This is a genomic window from Microcoleus sp. bin48.metabat.b7b8b9.023, assembly GCF_013299185.1.
Classification (GTDB): domain Bacteria; phylum Cyanobacteriota; class Cyanobacteriia; order Cyanobacteriales; family Microcoleaceae; genus Microcoleus.
Genome location: NZ_JAAFKG010000033.1, coordinates 30648 through 51321, shown reverse-complemented (window position 1 = coordinate 51321; position 20674 = coordinate 30648). Strand labels below are relative to the sequence as shown.

At 46.6% G+C, this 20674-nt stretch carries 13 protein-coding genes and 1 pseudogene; 12 read left to right on the top strand and 2 right to left on the bottom strand.

Going from position 1 to position 20674, the window contains the following annotated elements; genetic code table 11:
* Window positions 1-249: 249 nt before the first annotated feature.
* The 7 genes and pseudogenes from mutL (at window position 250) to QZW82_RS19050 (ending at window position 11757) form a co-directional block, all read left to right on the top strand.
* A pseudogene (gene mutL / locus QZW82_RS19080) lies at window positions 250-2156 on the top strand (DNA mismatch repair endonuclease MutL).
* A 230-nt stretch (window positions 2157-2386) separates the two neighbouring features.
* Window positions 2387-3139 carry an SGNH/GDSL hydrolase family protein gene (locus tag QZW82_RS19075; RefSeq protein WP_293151155.1) on the top strand — a complete coding sequence of 251 codons (753 nt, stop codon included), beginning with the start codon at window positions 2387-2389 and terminating at the stop codon, window positions 3137-3139.
* A gap of 140 nt (window positions 3140-3279) precedes the next feature.
* Window positions 3280-5466 carry a serine/threonine-protein kinase gene (locus tag QZW82_RS19070; protein ID WP_293151152.1) on the top strand — a complete coding sequence of 729 codons (2187 nt, stop codon included), beginning with the start codon at window positions 3280-3282 and terminating at the stop codon, window positions 5464-5466.
* Window positions 5467-5860: 394 nt separating this feature from the next.
* Window positions 5861-6835, top strand: coding sequence for a protein phosphatase 2C domain-containing protein (locus QZW82_RS19065; RefSeq protein ID WP_293151149.1), 975 nt, complete (start codon window positions 5861-5863; stop codon window positions 6833-6835).
* Window positions 6836-7522: 687 nt separating this feature from the next.
* Complete coding sequence (locus tag QZW82_RS19060; protein ID WP_293151146.1) at window positions 7523-8803, top strand: VWA domain-containing protein; 1281 nt, start codon at window positions 7523-7525, stop codon at window positions 8801-8803.
* A gap of 321 nt (window positions 8804-9124) precedes the next feature.
* Window positions 9125-9832 (top strand): FHA domain-containing protein, encoded by a 708-nt coding sequence (locus QZW82_RS19055; protein WP_293151143.1) that lies wholly within the window; start codon window positions 9125-9127, stop codon window positions 9830-9832.
* A gap of 437 nt (window positions 9833-10269) precedes the next feature.
* Window positions 10270-11757 carry a hypothetical protein gene (locus QZW82_RS19050; RefSeq protein WP_293151141.1) on the top strand — a complete coding sequence of 496 codons (1488 nt, stop codon included), beginning with the start codon at window positions 10270-10272 and terminating at the stop codon, window positions 11755-11757.
* Between the two features lie 369 nt (window positions 11758-12126).
* On the opposite strand, the gene QZW82_RS19045 is transcribed toward QZW82_RS19050, so the two are convergent.
* Window positions 12127-13347, bottom strand: coding sequence for a hypothetical protein (locus QZW82_RS19045; protein WP_293151139.1), 1221 nt, complete (start codon window positions 13345-13347; stop codon window positions 12127-12129).
* 491 nt (window positions 13348-13838) lie between these two features.
* On the opposite strand from QZW82_RS19045, the gene QZW82_RS19040 reads away from it, so the two are divergent.
* Window positions 13839-14660 (top strand): tetratricopeptide repeat protein, encoded by an 822-nt coding sequence (locus tag QZW82_RS19040; protein ID WP_293151136.1) that lies wholly within the window; start codon window positions 13839-13841, stop codon window positions 14658-14660.
* A 455-nt stretch (window positions 14661-15115) separates the two neighbouring features.
* Window positions 15116-15793: an alpha/beta hydrolase gene (locus tag QZW82_RS19035; RefSeq protein ID WP_293151133.1), complete on the top strand. Its 678-nt coding sequence runs from the start codon at window positions 15116-15118 to the stop codon at window positions 15791-15793.
* 132 nt (window positions 15794-15925) lie between these two features.
* Here the strand turns inward: QZW82_RS19035 and QZW82_RS19030 are convergent, their stop codons facing one another.
* Window positions 15926-16384 carry an SRPBCC family protein gene (locus QZW82_RS19030; protein WP_293151130.1) on the bottom strand — a complete coding sequence of 153 codons (459 nt, stop codon included), beginning with the start codon at window positions 16382-16384 and terminating at the stop codon, window positions 15926-15928.
* A 150-nt stretch (window positions 16385-16534) separates the two neighbouring features.
* Here QZW82_RS19030 and QZW82_RS19025 point away from each other — a divergent pair, with 150 nt between their 5' ends.
* The 3 genes from QZW82_RS19025 to QZW82_RS19015 all read left to right on the top strand — a co-directional run bounded on the left by QZW82_RS19025 (window position 16535) and on the right by QZW82_RS19015 (window position 20464).
* Entirely contained in the window at window positions 16535-17725 is a 1191-nt protein-coding gene (locus tag QZW82_RS19025; RefSeq protein ID WP_293151127.1) for a transposase, read from the top strand.
* A 115-nt stretch (window positions 17726-17840) separates the two neighbouring features.
* Window positions 17841-19520: a mechanosensitive ion channel gene (locus QZW82_RS19020; protein ID WP_293151124.1), complete on the top strand. Its 1680-nt coding sequence runs from the start codon at window positions 17841-17843 to the stop codon at window positions 19518-19520.
* 140 nt (window positions 19521-19660) lie between these two features.
* Complete coding sequence (locus tag QZW82_RS19015) at window positions 19661-20464, top strand: Uma2 family endonuclease (protein ID WP_293151121.1); 804 nt, start codon at window positions 19661-19663, stop codon at window positions 20462-20464.
* Window positions 20465-20674 lie beyond the last annotated feature (210 nt).

Here is a 20674-nt window from a genome sequence, read left to right as displayed (position 1 = left end):
TCAATTTGAGATTATTCGACTTCCTTCGGCTCCCTTCGTCGGCTACGCTCAGGACAATACGCTCAGGACAAGTTTGAGATTGGATAGTTGCCCCAAAAGTGAATCTGGGAGCTTGAACTTTTGTCTAAAATGTTGGGAACATCTACGACTTAACTAGGTGCCACAGTACCAGTTTTTGGGCAGGTTACGATCGTGTGTATGCAGTGGCAGAATCAGCTATAATTGAATTAACGATCTGCTAAAAATCTGATGCCAGTTACTATTCAAACCTTACCCGCAGAAGTTATCGATTTAATTGCCGCAGGCGAAGTTATTGACTCGATCGCCGCTGCGGTACGAGAATTAGTAGAAAATTCTCTGGATGCTGGCGCAACTCGCATCGTTGTGTCTGTTTGGCCCGAACAATGGCGGGTGCAAGTTGCGGATAACGGTACAGGAATGGATCGGGAAAACTTGCAGCAGGCGGCTTCGCCTCACAGTACGAGCAAAATTACCACGGAAGCTGACCTTTACAAAATTGCTACTTTGGGATTTCGCGGTGAAGCTTTGCACAGTTTGGCTCAGTTAGGCTGTTTGGAGGTTTTGAGCAGGCCCAACGATTTGGGATTCGGAGATTATTGGGAAAATCGACAGTCTGGGGAAACCCCCCCAGCCCCCCCTTGTTAAGGGGAGGAGTTGAGAAATCATCGTTTAACAAGGCGGGAGCTGAAAATGCTCGATCGGGCTGGCGGGTAGTTTACAACAACGCTGGGGAAGCTGTGGAGCTGGAAACAGTGGCAATTGCTCCGGGTACGGTGGTGACTGTGGCTAATTTGTTTGGCAATTGGCCCGTGCGCCGCACTTTTTTGTCGCCGGCACAGCAAATGCGATCGATCCAATCAATCATCGAGCAAATTGCAATTTGTCACCCCTACGTTAATTGGCAGTTGCGCCAAGGAAATGCGCCTTGTTTTTACGTAACTTCTGCCAGCACAGCGGAACAAATTTTACCTCAGTTTGTGCGGGGAATTCGCTTGAATGATTTGCAGTATTTAAAAGTAAGTTTGCCTTCAGTTCCTGAAAAGAATAAATCGCCAGATTATTTGGCAAACTCGGCTGTTTTATTGTCAAAAACACAGCCGAGTTACCAATGCCGAATGCCCGATACCCAATTCCCAATGCCCAATTCCCAGTCTTTGGAGTTAGTAATTGGTTTGCCCGATCGCTGTCACCGCAGGCGGCCGGATTGGGTTAAGGTGGCAGTAAATCGGCGGGTTGTGCGATCGCCCGAAATAGAGCAAACTATTCTCAGCGCCTTCGCCCGTACTTGTCCGCGCGATCGCTATCCCGTGTGTTTTGTTCACCTACAACTCTCCCCCTCTCAAATCGACTGGAACCGCCACCCGGCTAAAGTGGAAATTTATCTGCACGATCCGAGTTTTTGGCAAGCACAAGTTGGCGCTGCAATCGATCGGGCTTTGCACCTGAATGATGAGGTTTTAGCAGATCCTCCAATTCCCGATCGCGTGGGACAGTTGCTGAAAGCATCAGAACAAAAAAGTGCTTACAGCCTGGGGGCTTCAGCTCGAAAGAGCGATCGCGGTGACGAACAGACAACAAATCGTAAAATAGGATTGATGGAACTGAGGGCGATCGCTCAAGTTCACAATACTTACATTGTTGCAGAACACTCTAGCGGAATGTGGTTAGTCGAACAGCACATCGCTCACGAACGCGTTTTGTACGAACGTATCTGCGCTGATTGGCAGCTAAAATCTCTAGAAAAACCAGTGATTCTCAGTCAATTATCTGCCATGCAAATTGAGAATTTGTCTCGGTTGGGTTTGGAAGTAGAAAGTTTTGGCGAACAGTTATGGGCGGTGCGGGAAATACCGGATTTATTGGTCGATCGAGATGACTGTGCGGATGCGCTTTTTGAACTCAGTAAAGTTGCAGATTTGCAAGCTGCTCAAGTTGCTACTGCTTGTCGCAGCGCTATTCGCAACGGTACTCCTCTCAATCTTTCCCAAATGCAAAATTTGTTGAATGAATGGCAGCAAACTCGCAATCCGCGCACTTGTCCGCACGGCCGCCCGATCTATTTTGCGTTGGAAGAATCGACTTTGGCTCGGATTTTTCGTCGCAGTTGGGTGCTTGGGAAAAGTCACGGGATTTGAAAATGATAAATTAACTACAGAATTCAACCGCAGAGGGCGCAGAGAACGCAGAGAGGAAGAGAAGAGAGAAGAAATTTTTCGGACTTTAGTCCAGATCTGAGAAGCAAGAGAGAAAAATTTTTTGATAATGGCTTTGATCGTTCGGACTTTAGTCCGCAAAAAGAAGGACTGAAGTCCGAAAGCTCAAACCTTTTTTAGATGACAATAGATTGTGCATTAGGGTAAAAGAAATGAAAAATGTTTCTATATTTTCGATTGTGTTGAATGTATTTTTGCTATCTATTATTTTGATTTATACAGGGAAAGAGGGCTATTTGGGTAGAATTTTGGTAATGGCAAATGCCAATTATTTACAAGTACCTACAGATACGCTGAGTTCTCATTCTTGGTGGCAAAATGAGGTAAGTTATCAAGTTTCTGTGACTCAGAACGCGCAGATCGAAACTTGTTTTTTTGGAGATTCCATCACTTCGATGCTGGGGAATAATCTGGGTGACAGTTCTTTCAATTTTGCGATCTCTGGCATGACTGCGATTTCTCAGTTGGAACAGCTTAAGTTTTTAACTGCTGCTAGAGTTAAGTGCGATCGCGCGATTGTTGCTCTCGGGACGAATGATGCTATTTACAGAAGTATGGACGGACAATTTGTGCAAAATATGCAGCAAATAATTAGCACTGTGAAAAAAGATATGGGGGCGAAACAGGTGATTTTGATGCCAGCTTTTTATTCCACTGTTGAGGCAAGTCGCGATGTTACTATTGCTGCTCCGATTCCGAGAGTCGATAAGTTTAATCAGTTGCTCCGCCCGGTTGCTGCTGCTGAAAATTTATCAATTGATGAAGCTGGCTTGCAGCCGTTATTTGAAGGTAAAGCTTTGAAGGCTAATTTGACTTCCGATGGCGTTCACCTCAATGCTGATGGGAAAAAAATCTATCGTGAAGCTTTATTAAAAATAGTGGCTTTTTTAGATAAAAAGGATTAACAGGATGGTCATCGTTAAATTTCGTTAAATTCTATTGCAAAGCTATCCCAAATATCCTCGAACTTGAGTTCATCGCGCATACTTGAAATATGTGAAACAATCCACCATACACCAATTCTTGCTTAAGGAAATCTGTAATAATGGATGGCGATAAATGCCAAAAATCGGGTTGTACGGGAACGATCGAAGATGGCTATTGTGATGTCTGCGGCATGGCGGCCGTCAAAACCGCTGAACGGCTGCTCTCTTCGCCTTTCCCTACTGCATCGAACGCAAGCGTATCGAGAACCAATTCACCCACAGCCAGTACGCCGACGGGTTCATCCTCCGCCAGCCACCGCAGTTCCCGGCGCACGGGTAGCACCTCTAGAAGCAGCCGCAAACAATTAGGTGCGGGATTGGTGTCGATTCCGGAACTCCCTTCCACTGAACCGGAAAAGGCGCTGCTTGCAGAAGCCGTAGTCCCGGAAAACAAACGCTTCTGTTCCAGTTGCAACAACGCTTTAAGTCGGGAAAGAGGGTTTTGTCCGAAGTGCGGCCATAAGTATTCCTTCGTTCCCAGCCTCAAACCGGGCGATCGCGTCATTAACCAGTACGAAGTCAAAGGTGCGATCGCCTATGGGGGACTCGGCTGGATCTATTTGGGATTTGATAGGAGTCTGTCGCGCTACGTCGTTCTTAAAGGGTTGCTCAACACGGAGGATGAAGCCAGCGCCGCCGTTGCTGTAGCCGAACGCCAATTCCTCGCCTCTGTCAAACACGCTAACATCGTTGGGATTTACAACTTCGTCAACCACCTCAACGAAGGCTTCATTATTATGGAGTACGTTGGAGGTCAGACGCTCAAGGAGATTCGCAAGACGCGCGGAGTGTTACCCGTTGCTGAAGCGATCGCCTACATTCACCGCATTCTCGGCGCTTTTGCCTACCTGCACGCTCAAGGTTTAGTTTATTGCGACTTCAAACCGGATAATGTCATGCTCGAAAGCAATGACGTGAAACTGATCGATATGGGTGGGGTGCGGCGCATTGACGACTTAGACGGGGACATCTACGGAACGGTGGGGTACAGCGCACCGGAAGCAGGAGAAGGGCCCACCATCGTCTCGGATTTATTCACGATCGCCCGCACCCTCGCCGTCTTGGTGACGAACATTTCGGGCTTCAGCAAACAACACCAGTACAAGTTACCCAGTCCGCAAGAAGAGCCCCTATTTGCCCACCAAGAATCCCTCTATCGCTTCTTGCTCAAAGCCACGGCGTACAACGCTGACGATCGCTTCCAGTCGGCGGAGGAAATGGCCGATCGATTGTTGGGCGTGTTGCGGGAAGTGGTGGCGCTGGAAACAAATACGCCGCATCCGGCTGCCAGTACCCTGTTCGGCTCCGATATGCTCGCGCTGACGGCATCTTCAGACTTGGAACCGATTGGCGCGGACTTCCGACAGTTGCCCGTACCGACGATGGATAGCAACGATCCAGCTTTTAACGCCGTATTGAATGCCCAAGCGATCGCCGATCCCATACAACGTCAGGTGAATTTGGAGCAGGTGGTGCAGCAGTATCCCAACTCTCGCGAAGCCTTACTCCGACTGGCTGACAGTGCGATCGAGATTCGCCGCTATCCAGCCGCCGAAACGGCACTAACGCAAGCCGAACAACTCGATGTTTGGGATTGGCGCGTGCGTTGGTATCGCGGTAGGTTGCTGCTGGCGCGGGGTCAGGCAAAACCGGCACAGGAACAGTTCGATCGCGTTTACTCGGAATTGCCGGGGGAACTGGCTCCCCAACTGGGATTGGCGCTGGCGGCGGAATTGGCAGGCGATCGCAAGCAGGCAATTAAGCTTTACGATCGCGTGTGTCGGACTGACCCCAGTTACGTTAGCGCGACGTTTGGCTTGGCCAGGTGTTTGAGTGCCACAGGCGATCGTCAGGCGGCGGTGGAGGCGTTGCGACGAGTGCCGCCAACCTCGAATTTGTCGGTGCGATCGCGGGTGGAAATGGCACGGATGCTGATCGATCCAAAACATACCGCACCAGGAGCCAAGGAGTTGAGCCTAGCAGCCACGACGCTCGAAGCCTTAACGCTCGAAGGCATGGAGCGGCACCGCTTGACGAAACAGCTTTTAGAAACGGCCCTAGGATCGATCGCTTCAAAAGCGATTCAGCCATCGGCGATCGTCCTTTTGGGTCATCAACTGCAAGAAGTTGAGCTGAGAAAAGGGTTAGAAAAAGCCTTGCGCGCCATGGCACATTTATCCACGGGAGTGGAAAAGATTCGTTTGGTTGATGAGGCGAATCGCGTGCGTCCGAGAACGTGGTTGTAGGAGAGAAAAGCGAATGCAATTCATATCAAATCCGTTAGCATCGTCCTGTATTAATCTCTCTCTTCTCTTCCTTTGCGTCCTTTGCGCCTTCGCGGTTAAATCATTCTGATGCAACCGGAAACGATATCACTCCTACAGAAACGAAGTCCGAGATCAGAAGGACTCAGGAATTTTTAACCTGTGCAGGCAGGTTTTACTCCTGTAGTCGCGGTTTGAACCGCCATATTTTCTTGTTACTTATGCTTTTTTTAGACCCAAACTATAGCGGTTCTCAAAAAAGTGAGGTATGCCCAATGCCCTGTTTGCCCAATGCCCTGTTTGCCCAATGCCCTGTTTGCCCTGTTTGCCCAATGCCCTATCCCCATGAGTACCTCATCTTTCTGAGAAAGGCTATATGCAATGTCCCAACTGTGAAGCTGTAGTTCAAACAGACGATCGCTTTTGCGAAGAATGCGGTACGCCACTGGTCAATGCACCCGTCAATGTTACTGAAAATTCTACAAAACTATGCAATAAATGCGGCGCGGCACCAGAGGCGATCGATACCGATGGATACTGTTCGGTTTGCGGGTTTAAGAATGAACGCCGGCAAGTCCGAGAAACCGATCGCATGGAAGTGAATCTTCAGCCTAATTTCGCGGGAGTGAGCGATCGGGGATTGAGACACGAACGCAATGAAGATTACTTGGCTTGTGCGGTAATAGAAAGCAGCAACACTTATATTGCGATCGCCTGCGATGGGGTGTCGAGTTCTCAGTTTCCCGAATTGGCATCAAAAGCAGCGGCAGAAGGTGCCAGAGATGGCATTGTCACTGCTCTGCAACAACATCTCCCTCCAGAAACAGCTCTCCAACACGGAATCGCTGCCGCACTCAATGAAGTCTGTGTTATTCCTCATAGAAGTTTGAATCAAGATGCACCTTCGACGACGATTGTAGCCGCAGTCGTCCAAAATGCGATCGCGACAATTGCTTGGTTGGGAGATAGTCGCGCCTACTGGATCGATCGGGAAAACTCCCAACTGCTGACGCGAGATGATTCTTGGTTTAACGAAATAGTTACATCGGGACAAATGAGCGCAGCCGAAGCTAGCAAGTCCGATAAAGCTCATGCCATTACGCGCTGGCTGGGTGTGGATGCTAAAAATGATGCGATTCCTTCGATGGTGCAGTTTCCGATTCCCGGCTCTGGATATTTGTTACTTTGTACGGATGGATTGTGGAATTATGCACCCGACGCCCCACAACTCGCCGATCTAATCAAGGGCAATGCTTCAGAAGATGCGATCGGCATGGGGCGCCATCTCGTAGAATTTGCTCGCTCTTGTGGCGGGCGAGATAACATTACTGTCACTCTGTTAATCGTTTGAGGATAATATTATATGAAGGAAGAAGGAAGTTCTGCTGCGGCAGCAGTGTACGGGATGTAAATAAGATATTGCAACGTTCTGCATTAACCTGTAGGGGCAGGTTCGCCAACCATATCTAATGAGTACCAACAATCTTAATAAACCTGCCCCCACCCAACGAGAGATTCACGATCGCGCTTTTTGATAAAATTGAGGAATGTGCGATCGCAATTCTATCCCTGGGTGACGAGAAACCGGGTTTCTGTGAATAAGGCCTGCTGAGTACGAAGCATATAAAAAGAAACCCGGTTTCTGAGATTGTGCGATCGAATTTCTGTCGTTAGGTGAGGGCGGGTTTTTTTCAACAGTTGACAGTTGACAGTTGACAGTTGACAGTTGACAGTTGACAGTTGACAGTTTGAGAGCGACCTCTCCCTACAAGTCCGAGGATTGGAGTAATGAATAGTCTGATTTTAATTTCTCCTGATCGGGATTGCGGCTTTCAACCAATTCTTTCTAGTAAATTGTCGATGTTCATTATAGATGGTGGGTAAACCCGCCCTTACAGGATTATTGATAATGCTGCAAGCTCTCAGTTCTACTCAACCTACACTCTAATCTCTTTTCTCAATCTGTAAATTAGCATCATTTTTACTGAAAAAAGCATCGATCGCATTTACTCAAAATTTACTCAACAACTCAAAAACCATGTCTACCCAATTCCAAGCCGAAGTCTTCCAAAATCCCTACCTGCATCAAGGTTCCAGAGAAGTCAATGCGATTATGACCGTCACCGTCCGTGGGGACGAAACCATCGGCATCGCACCTCAAACAGGAGGCAAACTCTTCGGGATTATCTGCGATATTTCCGGTTCGATGCAGGGCGGAAAAATCCACGCCGCCAAAAATGCGATGATTAAACTTGTACAGTTAATTCCGGCGGATACCTGCTTTTTTATAGTGGTAGGTTCCACTCGCGCCCAGGTAATTTTTCCCACTTCCCCAGCCACAGCAGAAAACAAATCCCAAGCCATCTCCAAAATTAAAGAAGTCCAAGCCAGTGGCGGCACATTAATTTCCCAATGGCTGGAAGCTGCACTAACGCAGTTCAAACAGATGCCCAATGCCGTCAGACAAGCCCTATTGCTTACCGACGGGCAAAACGATGATTCCGACCAAAAACGCCTGGAAAACGTGCTGCAAGCGTGCGAAGGGGTATTCCAGTGCGATTGTCGGGGCGTGGGAACCGACTGGCGCGTCAAGCAGCTTCAGTTTATTGCCAACAAGCTACTCGGAACCACCGATATCATCCCCAACGCGGTGCAAATAGAAGCGGATTTCCAAACCATTCTCGCCCAAGCAATGACTAAAACGGTGAGTGATGTCGCCTTGCGTTTGTGGACTCCCCAAGGGGCAAAGGTGCGATTCTGCAAGCAAGTTAGTCCCGAAATTGTCGATTTGACCGATCGCGCTCAATCTATTAAACCGCAAGTTTGCGACTATCCGACAGGGGCTTGGGGAACGGCTGAATCGCGCGATTACCACTTCTGCATTGAGGTGAATCCCGGTAATGTGGGAGATGAGATGCTGGCGGGACGGGCGAGTTTAGTTTACACCGCTGATGGGGTGGAAACGAAAATTACCGAGGCGCGGATTCTAGCGGTGTGGACGGATGACGAACAGAAATCGACGAAAATCGATCGGCGAGTTGCACACTATACCGGACAAGCTGAACTCGCGCAAACCATTCAGGAAGGACTCGAAGCCCGCGATAAAGGTGATGTAGAAGCGGCGACGGCTAAGCTGGGAAGGGCTGTCAAACTCGCCCATGACTCTGGTAATGAGGCCACGGCGAAACTGCTGCGCCAGGTGGTGGAGGTGGAAGATGCACCCACGGGAACCGTTCGTTTGAAGCGGAATGTGGCGAAGGAAGACGAAATGGCATTGGAAACTCGATCGACTAAAACGGCACGAATTTCGAGAAATTAGCCATCCCAAATCTATAGCAGTTAACAGTTGAAAGTTGACAATTGACAGTTGACAGTTGACAGTTACATAGTACGAGCATCTAACCGTTTCTGCTCAAGGGTATTAGGATCTATTTATGACATTATTTATGTCTCGATACGGTTCAGTTAAGATTGTCATTGCGAGGAACAAAGCAAACAAGAGTGTCTATTTTTCATTAGTTTTCGCTGTGAGAATCTCCGATCGCGATCGTATTGATTTATGTCCTAACCTATCTGGCGGTTGCTATACAATCCAAAATCTGCAATCCAAAATCCAAAATCCAAAATCGTATAAATAATTATGTCAGTCTATCAGTGTCCAAAAGGTCACGAATCGATCGAATCCGATTATTGTTCGGAATGCGGCGCGAAGATTAATGGAGGTGCTGCTGTCGAAGCCAAAAGTCCGCCCGTTCGAGTTGCCACAGCTACCATTAACTGTCCCGATTGCGCGACTCCCCACGAGGAAGATAGCGGCAACTTCTGCGAAATTTGTGGCTATAACTTCGTCACCGGTGCGAGTGGAGAAATTCCAATTCCCAAAGTGATCGCTTCGCAAATCGCCTCTTCTAACCCGGATGCGGGTACTATAAATGCGGGCGCAACCCGTGTTTCCGCGACATCTACCTCACCCACAGCTACAGGCACTCCCAAACTCCTCATCACAGTCGATCGCACTTTGGGCTGCGAAGGTAGCCCGGAACCGCCCGCGTTTGCACCCCTAACTTTCCCTCTGGAACAACCCAGTACCCTCATCGGACGCACTAGCGATGTCCGCGCCATTTATCCAGATCTCGCCCTCGATTTGGACGATGCCATTTCCCACCGCCACGCCGTCATTCACCGCCAACCAGATGGGGCATTAATCCTGCGCGATATCGGTTCTACCAACGGTACGTTTCTCAATGGAATTGAAGTTGTGCCGATGACAGATATTAGTTTGAAAAATGGGGATGAAATTACATTAGGACATTGGACAAAGCTGACTGTTAATGTTACTCAGTCTTAACTAGCAGGCAAATCGGTGATAGAGATAAACCGCCCCACCACTGACAAATTATATCATGTCCGATAGATTGCCAGAATAACAAAAACGGTTCGTAGTGCGGACTTAAGTCCGCATCTTTTGACCAATTACCAATTACAAAATCTATGAGCCAAATTACTAGCAATTCTCATTCAAAAAAAAAGCCCAGTTCGATCGCAAATTGGCAAACCAAATTCACCACCCCTCAGATTCACGGTTCGTAGTGCGGACTTAAGTCCGCATCTTTTGACCAATTACCAATTACAAAATCTATGAGCCAAATTACTAGCAATTCTCATTCAAAAAAAAAGCCCAGTTCGATCGCAAATTGGCAAACCAAATTCACCACCCCTCAGATTCACGGTTCGTAGTGCGGACTTAAGTCCGCATCTTTTGACCACTTACCAATTACAAAATCTATGAGCCAAATTACTAGCAATTCTCATTCAAGAAAAAAACCAAGTTCGATCGCAAATTGGCAAACCAAATTCACCACCCCTCAGATTCTGCGATGGGGATTGTACCTGGTGTGGGGAGTCAGCCTTTTAGCCTTGGGGACTGCCAATCAAGCAGTGAAAATGCAGCGCGATGCGATCGAAACCATCGGCAAAAATACCGCACCCAGCGTCTTAACTGCCCAGCGAATTAAAGATAGCCTCGCCGATTTGGATGCCAATGCTGCTAACGAATTGCTCGTCAAACCGGGCGAGAATCCTGAAGCAGTTAAAGAGTATCGGAAACGGCAAGAAAAACTGTCTAAACTCCTAGCTTTAGCGGCGGAGAACATTACGGAGGGGGATGCAGAACGCCAACAGATTCGCACGCTGATCCTATCGCTGGGGGACTACATGACGCAAATCGAACGGGCGCGATTGGCGAATGAACGGGGCGATTCGCGATCGCTTTTGGAGGCGTATCGCAAAGCAGCAAACATTTTGGACTCGATTTTACTGCCTGCTGCCGAACAATTGCAGAAGGTTAACTTAGAGAGTCTGGATCGAGCTTATATCTCACAAAAAGCTCGATCGGCTAACCTCTTGTTTCTCGCAGTTATTGGCAACCTCTTGCCACTTGTCGTATTGGGACTATTACAACTGTTTCTCTACCACCGGATGCGCCGCAATCTCAATCCCTATTTGCTGGGAGCTACCCTATGTGCGATCGTCTTTTTCTTTTATATCACCAATGCACTAAATGCGGCTTCCTATCATCTGAAAGTCGCCAAGGAGGATGCCTTCAACTCGCTTTTACCGTTGCGACAGGCTCGCGCTATTGCCTACAGTGCCAATGCCGATGAAAGCCGCTATTTACTCGATCGAGAATTGGCGCCTCAACACGAACGCAACTTTGTTGAGAAAATGGCAAAAATTGTCGTCATCCCCGGCAATTTAAATTTTGAATCCCTAGCTAAAGAATTCAAGCAATCCAACGTCAAGGATGTCGCGGGCTTTAGTGGATTATTCGCCGAAGAATTTGCCAATATTACCTTTAGTGGAGAGCGAGACGCGGCGGTGGAAATGTTATCGGCATTTGGGGTTTATGTTAACATAGACAAACAGATTCGATCGCTGGCAAATAGCGGCAAAAAAGCTGAAGCGATCGCACTGTGTACGGGCAACGATCGGGGGCAATCTAATTGGGCGTTCCAGCAATTCCTTAAGCAACACCAGGATGTCACCGAAATTAATTTTACAGCGTTTACGACTAATCTCGATCGAGGGTTCCAAAGTGTGGGGTACGTGCCAGATAAATCTAAGCAATCAAGTGATGATATTTTGCAGGGGGCTATGCTCGATCGAGCGTTTAAAAATACGTACCAAGTTGAGATATTCAGTCTGGGGTTAATTAGTGCGATCGCTATTTTAACCTTTTTGGGACTCAATCTGCGTTTGAAGGAATATTCTTGATATTCCAGCGAGTTGGTTATCGAAAATCATGCACCAATGTCAATTGAATGCAGTGCGATCGCTCGCCAAAGAGCTCGCGATTATTGTAGATATTGTAGGGTGCGTCAGCCATTAGCCTAATTTTTAGATGGGGAGCCAAGAGAAGTGGCTGACGCACCCTACTACGACATATCAGACTGTCAAAATAAATGTTTTTTGCAAACATGAAATTCTTCCTATTGATAATGGTGCAAGATGTCAGTTATATCAAGTCCGGTCGATTACCATAACAAAAACCGTTCGTAGTGTGGACTTTAGTCCGCAACATACTGCGGACTAAAGTCCACACTACGAACCTAACTTATTGCGGTCAATCGATCGTATACGATATTATATCGACTTAAAAGAACGATTCAATACCTTTTCATACTCACTGACAAGCTGGATTGCTTGCTCTAAAGGAGTGGGTCGAGTATATAATAAGTCCTTAGCTTGTTGGGCAATTTGACTCAAATATTCGTTTTCTGCCATCCCTTTAGCTAATGCTTTAGCTTGCAGTGCTTGGAGTCGTCCTCGCAATTCTTGACGCATTTCTAGCGCAGTTTGATTGTCTGTACAAGCTTGCTGTTGAGCGGATAAATACTCTTGCGTTCTGACTCGCCAATTCTGTAAACCAATCTTAACAGGTTGCAATATGCCTTCTTTAAATTTAATTTCTAGCCGAGCAAGCCACTGATTTAAAGCTTCAATTTGTTCATTTGTTAAAGGCTGCGATCGTGTTGCAGTTTCTGTTATTTTTTCCTGATACTCTGCAAAAATAGTTTGATGTTGCTGATTTAAATGAATTAAGTTTTGCAGAAGTTGATGCGCTTGAAATAATTCTTGTTTAACCGATGCTTTTTCCCGAGCGATTTCTTCTAAATACTGTCTCGCTCGAATGATAATTGGTTCAATTTCTCGCTCGAACTCATCGCTGACACCTAAAGGATCGCAGATAATGCGATCGCCAAAATCGAGCAACTTTTGCTGGGCAACTGCTAGTTCATTACTCGTCCGAACACCGAGAGAGTCAGCTAAAGCTTGGATCGATCGCATTTCAGTTTGGGATCGCGTCAGTTGTGCTGCTAAATGCGATTGTGCCGTCTCCACTGCGACAACCACATCCTTCGCGACTTGAAAAGCAGCAGTCATCACTTCCAGTAATTTCGCAGGTGCAATTGCATTTTGGGTTTGGGCTGCACTTAGCAAGTCTCGCTGTGCTAGAGGAATTTGTTGTTCGCCAAGTTGAATCGAATTTCCCGTTAAAAGATATTCAATTTCACGCAGTTGAGATTCTGCACTGGAACTCAAAAACTTAGGAACTTGCTTGCGGAGTATCACAGCGCGATCGATCGTTTTCACTAACAAATCAAAATTCTGAAAGAGGTCATTCATCGCACTGAGTGCGGGAACAACCTTTGCTTTTGTTTTGCCAGTCAACTCAACGTCAGACGGCATTGCAGTCAGTTGTTGATAAGTTGGCAATCCATGCAAGTCAATCAGATTTTGACTGATGCGATCGAGATTCTGTTTCCACTGGGCTAGCAGGCGATCGATTTGTTCTACATTCACGGTTACAATTTCGATTATCTATATTTGTGCAGTAGATTACCATTTTATCAATTTAAACTCTAAATTAAAGTGTTGTCTCTATCTAAATGAGTCCGGATGTATTCCCGAAGCTGAATTTCAGGGTAAAATTTGAGTATCTGCCATCTTCGATCGAACTCGCATTCGGGTGCGTCTGGGTTTTGTAAAAAGCATTTTTTCTTTGAGTGCGAGCTGTCGCGAACTTGCGTATTGTAAAATATGGGAGCTTTTAAGCTCGCACTATAATAATGTAAAACTGAGATGCTCCAGATCGAACTCGCATTCTGCCATTCATAGGTTATTCGCGGGATGCCTAAGCTGTTGCGACATTTAAATTGTATCTTTCGATGACTGTGGAGAATTCTATCTTCCTCTGCCCTTCTCCCTCGCTCCCTCTCAATCAGGATATACAATTTAAATAGGCGAGAGGCAATCTCGCACGATGTTTATTAAAAAATTAATCAATCATAAATATGAATTTGACGATCGCCAGACAACTCTTTTATCAAGAAATTAATCAGCCAGACGCTGCGATCGACCTGGCGAAAGCTGCGCTGTACATGGCTTTGGAAGAATACCCAAATTTTGAGCCTCTGGATTATCTCAGCGCGCTTGACACGATCGCCGATCGAGTGCGTTTGCGCCTCCCGCCACAGAATTATCCACTTCGGATCATTCAAACTATTAACCGCTATTTGTATGACGATTTGGAATTCTCCGGCAATAATGCTGATTATTACGACCCCCGCAATAGCTTTTTGAATCAAGTGATCGATCGCCGCACTGGTATTCCCATCTCTTTATCTTTGGTTTATTTGGAGGTTGCTAAGCGGATTGATTTTCCGATGGTGGGGATTGGGATGCCGGGACATTTTTTGATTAGGCCGGATTTTGAGGATGCTGGGATTTTTGTCGATGCCTTTAATGGTGGCGAGATACTATTTCCTGAAGATTGTCAAGGGAGACTTAGTCAAATTTACGGTCAACCTATGGAGTTGCAGCCGGCTTTTCTCGCGCCAGTAAGTCCGCGGCAGTTATTGGGGCGAATGCTGGGAAATCTGAAGGCGATTTACTTCCAACAGGGTGACGCTATGAGGTTTCTGGCGGCGATCGATCGGCTTTTGCTGCTGTTTCCTGATGCACTGGGGGAAAGGCGCGATCGCGGAATTCTCTATTATCAACTGGGGCGCTTGGCCGAGGCGCGGCACGATTTGGAATTATACCTGACAAATGCTCCGAATGCTGAGGATGCTGCTAGAATTCGCCTATTGCTCGAAAGGCTCGACCAAAACTAAACTTAAATTTGCGATCGCTAGTCAAGCTTGCAGCTATTGGCTCGCACAATATCACAGGTGAAACCGACAATCTATATACTCGCGGGGCGATCGCCAAATCTCGCTTTTATAAGTTTTGCAAAGGTATATAAAATTGTCAAAAGTCGGAGTATAACATATAAAATGTCAATTAACACCTATCTTTTGATAGGTTCAATTTGACAGACATGACTGTAAAATGACTAGGTCATTTACCCGAAAAAATAGGTTTAAAGCCCCAAGCCCGATCGGGAGAAATTAAAAACAGATGATTAATTACTCCAATCCTCGGACTTCCAGGTAGAGAGAGGTCGCTGTCAAGCAGTCAACTGTCAAGCAGTCAACTGAATGAAGGAACACCTGAGTCCACTTTCCCGACTGATACCTGGGCATTCGATCGAACGAAAAAGTATTTTGACGTAAAGAGGCATAAACTCATGAACTTTAAGTTTCAACAAGGTTATCTCAACGGAATGCAACCGCAGTCAGCCCATTTAGCCAAAAGAATCTCAAAGTCTTTATCATTAGGTTTGGCGCTTTTGGTGGGAACAAGTACAGTATTGCTGAGCAGTGGCAAAGCCTTTGCATTAGACAAAGTTACTGTAAAATACGGTGCTGTTGACGTAACTTTACCCATGAGCGATTTGCAAAGCTTTGCACAAACCGGCAAACCATCATCTCAATTGCAAAGCGTTTTGAGTCTTGCAAAACAAACTCCCGAATCGGTGCGCGAAATATTAACGCGAGAAGTGGCTTTAGATCCCCAAATAGTCTCGCGGCTGGCAAATACTTATTTTGGGGAAATTGTTTTCAAACAATTGGGCGAAGTTGCTTATACCCCGGCTACAAAGGCACAAAGCGCGCCGGCACTGCGCGATGCTTTAGTCGCAGCTTCCAAAGATGGCAAAATATCGCTGATGGAAGTGATGCAGAATTACACTCCTCCTGCGTTAGAAGTTGATGGCAATCAAGCGATGGCTATCTACCAGCGAGTGATTAAAGATGTCCAAGATTTGCAAGCTATGTATCAGAATTCCCCGGGTTTGCAAAGTACGGCTGGTCAAGCAAGACAAATGATTTGTCAGCCCAACTCATCATCGGGGGCTGGGAAGTAAATCATTTTGCTCTGGATTGGGAATTAGTAATTGGTAATTGGGGATTGCGGATTTTGCTTCACCCATTCCCAATTACCGATTACCAATTATCAATTACCGATGTCCGATGCCCGATGCCCGATGCCCGATGCCCTAGCCAATTTGTTGAGATAATTGCTCGGCTACCCGTTTGAGTCGGCGCAGTTGGCTTTTCATATCTTTTTGCGTCCAAGGGGCTGCAAAGCGATTGAATCCAAATCTAATTAAAGGATTGGGAATTTGAAATTCAAAGCGGTTAATCAAGAGAGTCCCTTGGATTTGGGGCTGGCATTCCCAGCGATCGCATCCTTTGAAATATCCGTCGAACCCCCATACAATTAAACCGGGTTGTCGCTCCAACACAACACTCTCTAAAGTGGGTTGCAAAACGGGAATTTTTATGATAAATAAACTGCGACTTCCTACAGCAGTATCCCATTCGCCCTCTGGATCGCAACGCAGCAGCGGATTGAGCCATTTGTGCATTAAAGTGCGATCGACTATACAACGCTCCACCAACGTAGCAGCAGCGCGAATTTCAATGGATTGCTCGAAAACTTGACGAATAGACATGGAAACCTGCAACAAGAAGGGTATTGTAAGACTTTGCTTACTAAGAGAGTTATTTACTTAGTTATAACGTCAATTTTTGCATAAAGTAAAACATTGACACACTCCTAAATACAGTGTATCATCGGGAAATAACAGTATATATACCAAATTATGCAGTTAGTTGAAAAGCACGTCATCAAACCAAGTTATAGGTTTTATCGAGAAGCCGATCGACTTTCATGGCTGTACAAAAATCTTTACAACTGCGCTAACTACATTTACTGTCAAAACTTTTTCGCTAACGAACAAACAAACCATTGGGCTGCCGATCGGGCGTTCAAAACCACTTCAGATTACAAAGCACTTCCGGCAAAGGTAGCAAAAAGCACCCTCGGTTTACTCCTCAAAGCATGGACTAGATATCATGTAGCGGTGCGAAACTATCGGGAAGACCCAACTAAATTTAAAGCAGCACCCAAAATCCCTGATTATCAAGATTCAAAAGAGCGAAAAAGAGCAGGCTGGCGCTATGTAGTTGTATTGGATTCTCAAGCTGCCTGCAAAAAAGTCTTAAAAAAAGTATACGCTCATCCCTCTGGGACTAATATTTGGTTGCCCTCAAAAGTGACCTCGATTCTGGAAATCTGGATTGTTCCCAAGGTGGGCTGTTATATTGTCGAGGTAGTTTATGAAAAATTAGAACAGCCTTTACAAGTCAATCAGAGAGTAGCTGCCATAGATTTAGGATTAAACAATCTGGCAACATTAATCTACAATATTGCTGGGTTAGTACCGAAAATCTACGACGGACGGGCACTCAAGTCAACTAACCAATACTGCAATCGGGTTTCATCAATATTGAAATCGTTGCTGCCCGCCACCCAAAAAAACAGTAAAAAAGTCGCCAATTTGTGGCACAAGCGTAACTGCAAAGTGGATTATTACCTCCACATAACGAGTTCCGCAATTATTAAAGAACTCGTCAATCATCAAATTGGCTTGCTGGTTGTAGGCGGGAACCAGGATTTGAAAGATGGGATTAATCCTGGCAAGGTTAACCCTCAAAAATTTGCCTGCATTCCGCATCGCCGGCTCGTGCAAATGTTGCAGTACAAAGGACAAATTGCTGAAATTCAAGTTCTGTTAGTAGGGGAGAGTTACACATCTAAGTGTTCTGCCTTGGATTTGGAACCAATTCAACAAAAATCTGAGTACATTGGCTGTAGAGTAAAAAGGGGATTGTTCAGAACCCAAAGCGGACAACTCATAAATGCCGCTGTCAGCGGTTCTTTGAATGAAGATTGGCCCAAAAGCAGTCGGAGATGGATCGATCCCAAATTCGATCGAGGGTTTTGTAGTTAACCCAGTACGCTTTTAAGCGTACAAACATTAAATTTAGGCGAGGTCTAGATTTGGTGGAACTATTCTTAAAGTTTCGTCTTCTCCTGTCAAAATCTGACGTTAACCTGAGAAAAAAATGAATGAAACTTGGCAAGAAATAACTCAACCGATATCGGGGCCAATAGTGGCTTTGTCCGATCGCCTTTTGGCACAGGCCCAGGTAGCCCCGAATCCGCTCTCAGAAGCGGAGCGGGGATTAAACAATCTATTTGCGGGCAAAGACATTGAAAATCTCGTCTGGGCGATCGGGATCCTGCTAATTGGCTTGATCGTATCAGCCCTCGTCTCATCGCTAGTCGGCGGATTGCTCAAGAAAACGACGATCGACAACCGACTGGCTGCTTGGATTACCGGGCGCCCGGAAGGAGAAGGATCGCCGCAAGTGGAAAAATGGATTTCCGCAGCGGTATTCTGGATCATTTTTATCTTTTTCCTAGTTGCCTTTTTCAACCGGCTGAATCTCACGGCTGTCTCGCAACCGCTGAATACTTTTCTCAACCAAATTGCTGGTGCTTTGCCGAAGTTAGCCAAAGCCCTGATTTTCTTGGGGATTGCTTGGGTGGTGGCGACAGTTGCCAAATTGGCTCTATCGCGGGCGATGCGGACTTTTGGCGTAGACGAGCGCTTGAACCAGCAAGTGGGTACTGCACCCACCGAGACTCCTTTGCTACTGAGCGATACTCTGGCGAATGCGCTGTATTGGTTCATTTTTCTGCTGTTTTTGCCGTTGGTTCTCGAATCGCTGGATTTACAGCAGGCTCTGCTGCCGGTGAATAATTTGCTGAACCAAATTTTGGCGGCAATTCCGAAGATTCTGGAAGCTGTGCTGATTGGGTTTGTGGGCTGGCTGCTGGCTCAAGTGGTGCAGCGGATTGTCACGAATCTGCTGGCTGCTGCTGGCGCGGACAGTTTGGGCGCTCGCTTTGGCATTTCCCGGAGCTCCGGCGGACAATCGCTGTCGTGGATTATCGGCACAATTGTCTATGTGTTGATTTTGATTCCTACGGCGATCGCAGCTTTGAACGCTTTGGACATCCAGGCGATTTCCTTGCCGGCGATCGCGATGCTCAATACGATTCTGGGCGCGCTTCCCAACATTTTTACAGCAGCGATAATTCTCGCGGTTGCTTACATTTTGGGGCGCTGGATCGGCGATTTGGTGACGAATATCTTGACGGGAATTGGCTTTAACAATGTCTTTTCTTGGTTGGGAATGCAGCCGAAACAGCCGCTGCAACTACCGTCGTCGAGTTCGACGGATCCCGACGCAACCGTACTTCAGGAACCGGATGTTCCCGCACGCACGCCTTCGCAATTGCTCGGCATTGTGGTGCAGGTAGGCATCATGCTGTTTGCTGTGGTGGCGGCTACCGACGTGCTGAAGATTCCAGCGCTGACTGCGATTGTTAGCGGTATTGTGCTGGTTGCTGGTAGGGTGCTGTCTGGTTTGGTGGTATTTGCGATCGGCTTGTATTTGGCGAATCTGGCGTTTAGTTTGATTGCTAGCTCTGGAACTCGCCAAGCGCGGCTTTTGGGCCAAACGGCTCGAATCGCGGTGATTGCTTTTGTTGGAGCCTTGGCGCTGCAACAGATGGGCATTGGCAGCGATATTGTGAATTTGGCTTTCGGGCTGTTGCTCGGGGCGATCGCCGTTGGGATTGCTCTAGCTTTTGGTTTGGGCGGGCGCGAGATTGCGGCCGACGAACTTCGCGGATGGCTGGCGGCTTTTAAACAAGATAAAACGCCGCGTTTGTAATTCTCCACCCAGAACCCCGACTTCGGATGCGAAGTCGGGGTTTTCAGCGTCTATTGCTCGATCGGCAAAGTATTTTTATTAAATAATTAAATTTCTAGCCTGCTAAAATCGAATTAGCGAGAACAGAGGAGGCTTCAACTGTGACAGTTTTAACTTCTATCGAACAATCAGAAATAGAATATCCCAGCAGCGACGGAGAACCGATGGCGGAAAGTGACATCACGCGCGATTACATGACTTACAGCGTGGAAGCTCTGAAATTTTATTTTGAAACGCGATCGGATGTTTATGTATCCGCAAATTCTTTCGTCTATTACGAACAAGGCAACAAATCAGCAGTAGTTGCCCCTGATGTCTATGTAGTAGTTGGAGTCAGGAAACGCCAAAGAGATACTTATCAAATCTGGAAAGAAGCAGGGATCGCCCCGCAGTTTGTTTTAGAAATAACATCAGAAACAACTCAAGATGTAGACCAACAAACTAAACCAGAAATCTATCAAAGTTTGGGAGTCAAGGAATACTTTCAGTACGATCCGTCTGGGGATTATTTGAATCCGATCTTGCAAGGATTGCGTTTAGTTAACAACCAGTACCAGCCGATTTTGGCACACGAAATTGCTTTTGATACGCTGTGGTTGTATAGCGAAGTATTGGGACTAGAATTGCACATAGTCTCTGGAGAATTAAGGTTTAGAAATCCTCAAACAGGAGAGTTTCTCAAAACTTACCAGCAATCGGAACAAGAACGGCGGGCCGAACATTCTGCACGGCTGGCCGAACATTCTGCACGGCGGGCCGAACATTCTGCACGGCTGGCGGCGGAATCCGCTTTGCGATCGCTCGTTTCTGGACTGTTAAATTCTGGAATGGATTTAGAGCAAGTTGCACAAATGATGAATTTACAAATATCGGAAGTTGAGCGATTAATAGGAAAAAATCAATGAGATTTCCGTAGGACTACGATAGATATATTGTTTGTAGTGCGGACTTCAGTCCGCATATTCAGAGGACTGAAGTCCTCACTACGAACCAAATTACAGTGTTTGTAGTGCGGACTTCAGTCCGCATATTCAGAGGACTGAAGTCCTCACTACGAACCAAATTACAGTGTTTGTAGTGCGGACTTCAGTCCGCATATTCAGAGGACTGAAGTC

Excerpts from the sequence above, each read along its gene's own strand:
- QZW82_RS19075 (WP_293151155.1), top strand. The coding sequence starts at position 2,387 with ATGAAAAATGTTTCTATATTTTCGATTGTGTTGAATGTATTTTTGCTA.
- QZW82_RS19070 (WP_293151152.1), top strand. The coding sequence starts at position 3,280 with ATGGATGGCGATAAATGCCAAAAATCGGGTTGTACGGGAACGATCGAA.
- QZW82_RS19065 (WP_293151149.1), top strand. The coding sequence starts at position 5,861 with ATGCAATGTCCCAACTGTGAAGCTGTAGTTCAAACAGACGATCGCTTT.
- QZW82_RS19060 (WP_293151146.1), top strand. The coding sequence starts at position 7,523 with ATGTCTACCCAATTCCAAGCCGAAGTCTTCCAAAATCCCTACCTGCAT.
- QZW82_RS19055 (WP_293151143.1), top strand. The coding sequence starts at position 9,125 with ATGTCAGTCTATCAGTGTCCAAAAGGTCACGAATCGATCGAATCCGAT.
- QZW82_RS19050 (WP_293151141.1), top strand. The coding sequence starts at position 10,270 with ATGAGCCAAATTACTAGCAATTCTCATTCAAGAAAAAAACCAAGTTCG.
- QZW82_RS19040 (WP_293151136.1), top strand. The coding sequence starts at position 13,839 with ATGAATTTGACGATCGCCAGACAACTCTTTTATCAAGAAATTAATCAG.
- QZW82_RS19035 (WP_293151133.1), top strand. The coding sequence starts at position 15,116 with ATGAACTTTAAGTTTCAACAAGGTTATCTCAACGGAATGCAACCGCAG.
- QZW82_RS19030 (WP_293151130.1), bottom strand. The coding sequence starts at position 16,384 with ATGTCTATTCGTCAAGTTTTCGAGCAATCCATTGAAATTCGCGCTGCT.
- QZW82_RS19025 (WP_293151127.1), top strand. The coding sequence starts at position 16,535 with ATGCAGTTAGTTGAAAAGCACGTCATCAAACCAAGTTATAGGTTTTAT.
- QZW82_RS19020 (WP_293151124.1), top strand. The coding sequence starts at position 17,841 with ATGAATGAAACTTGGCAAGAAATAACTCAACCGATATCGGGGCCAATA.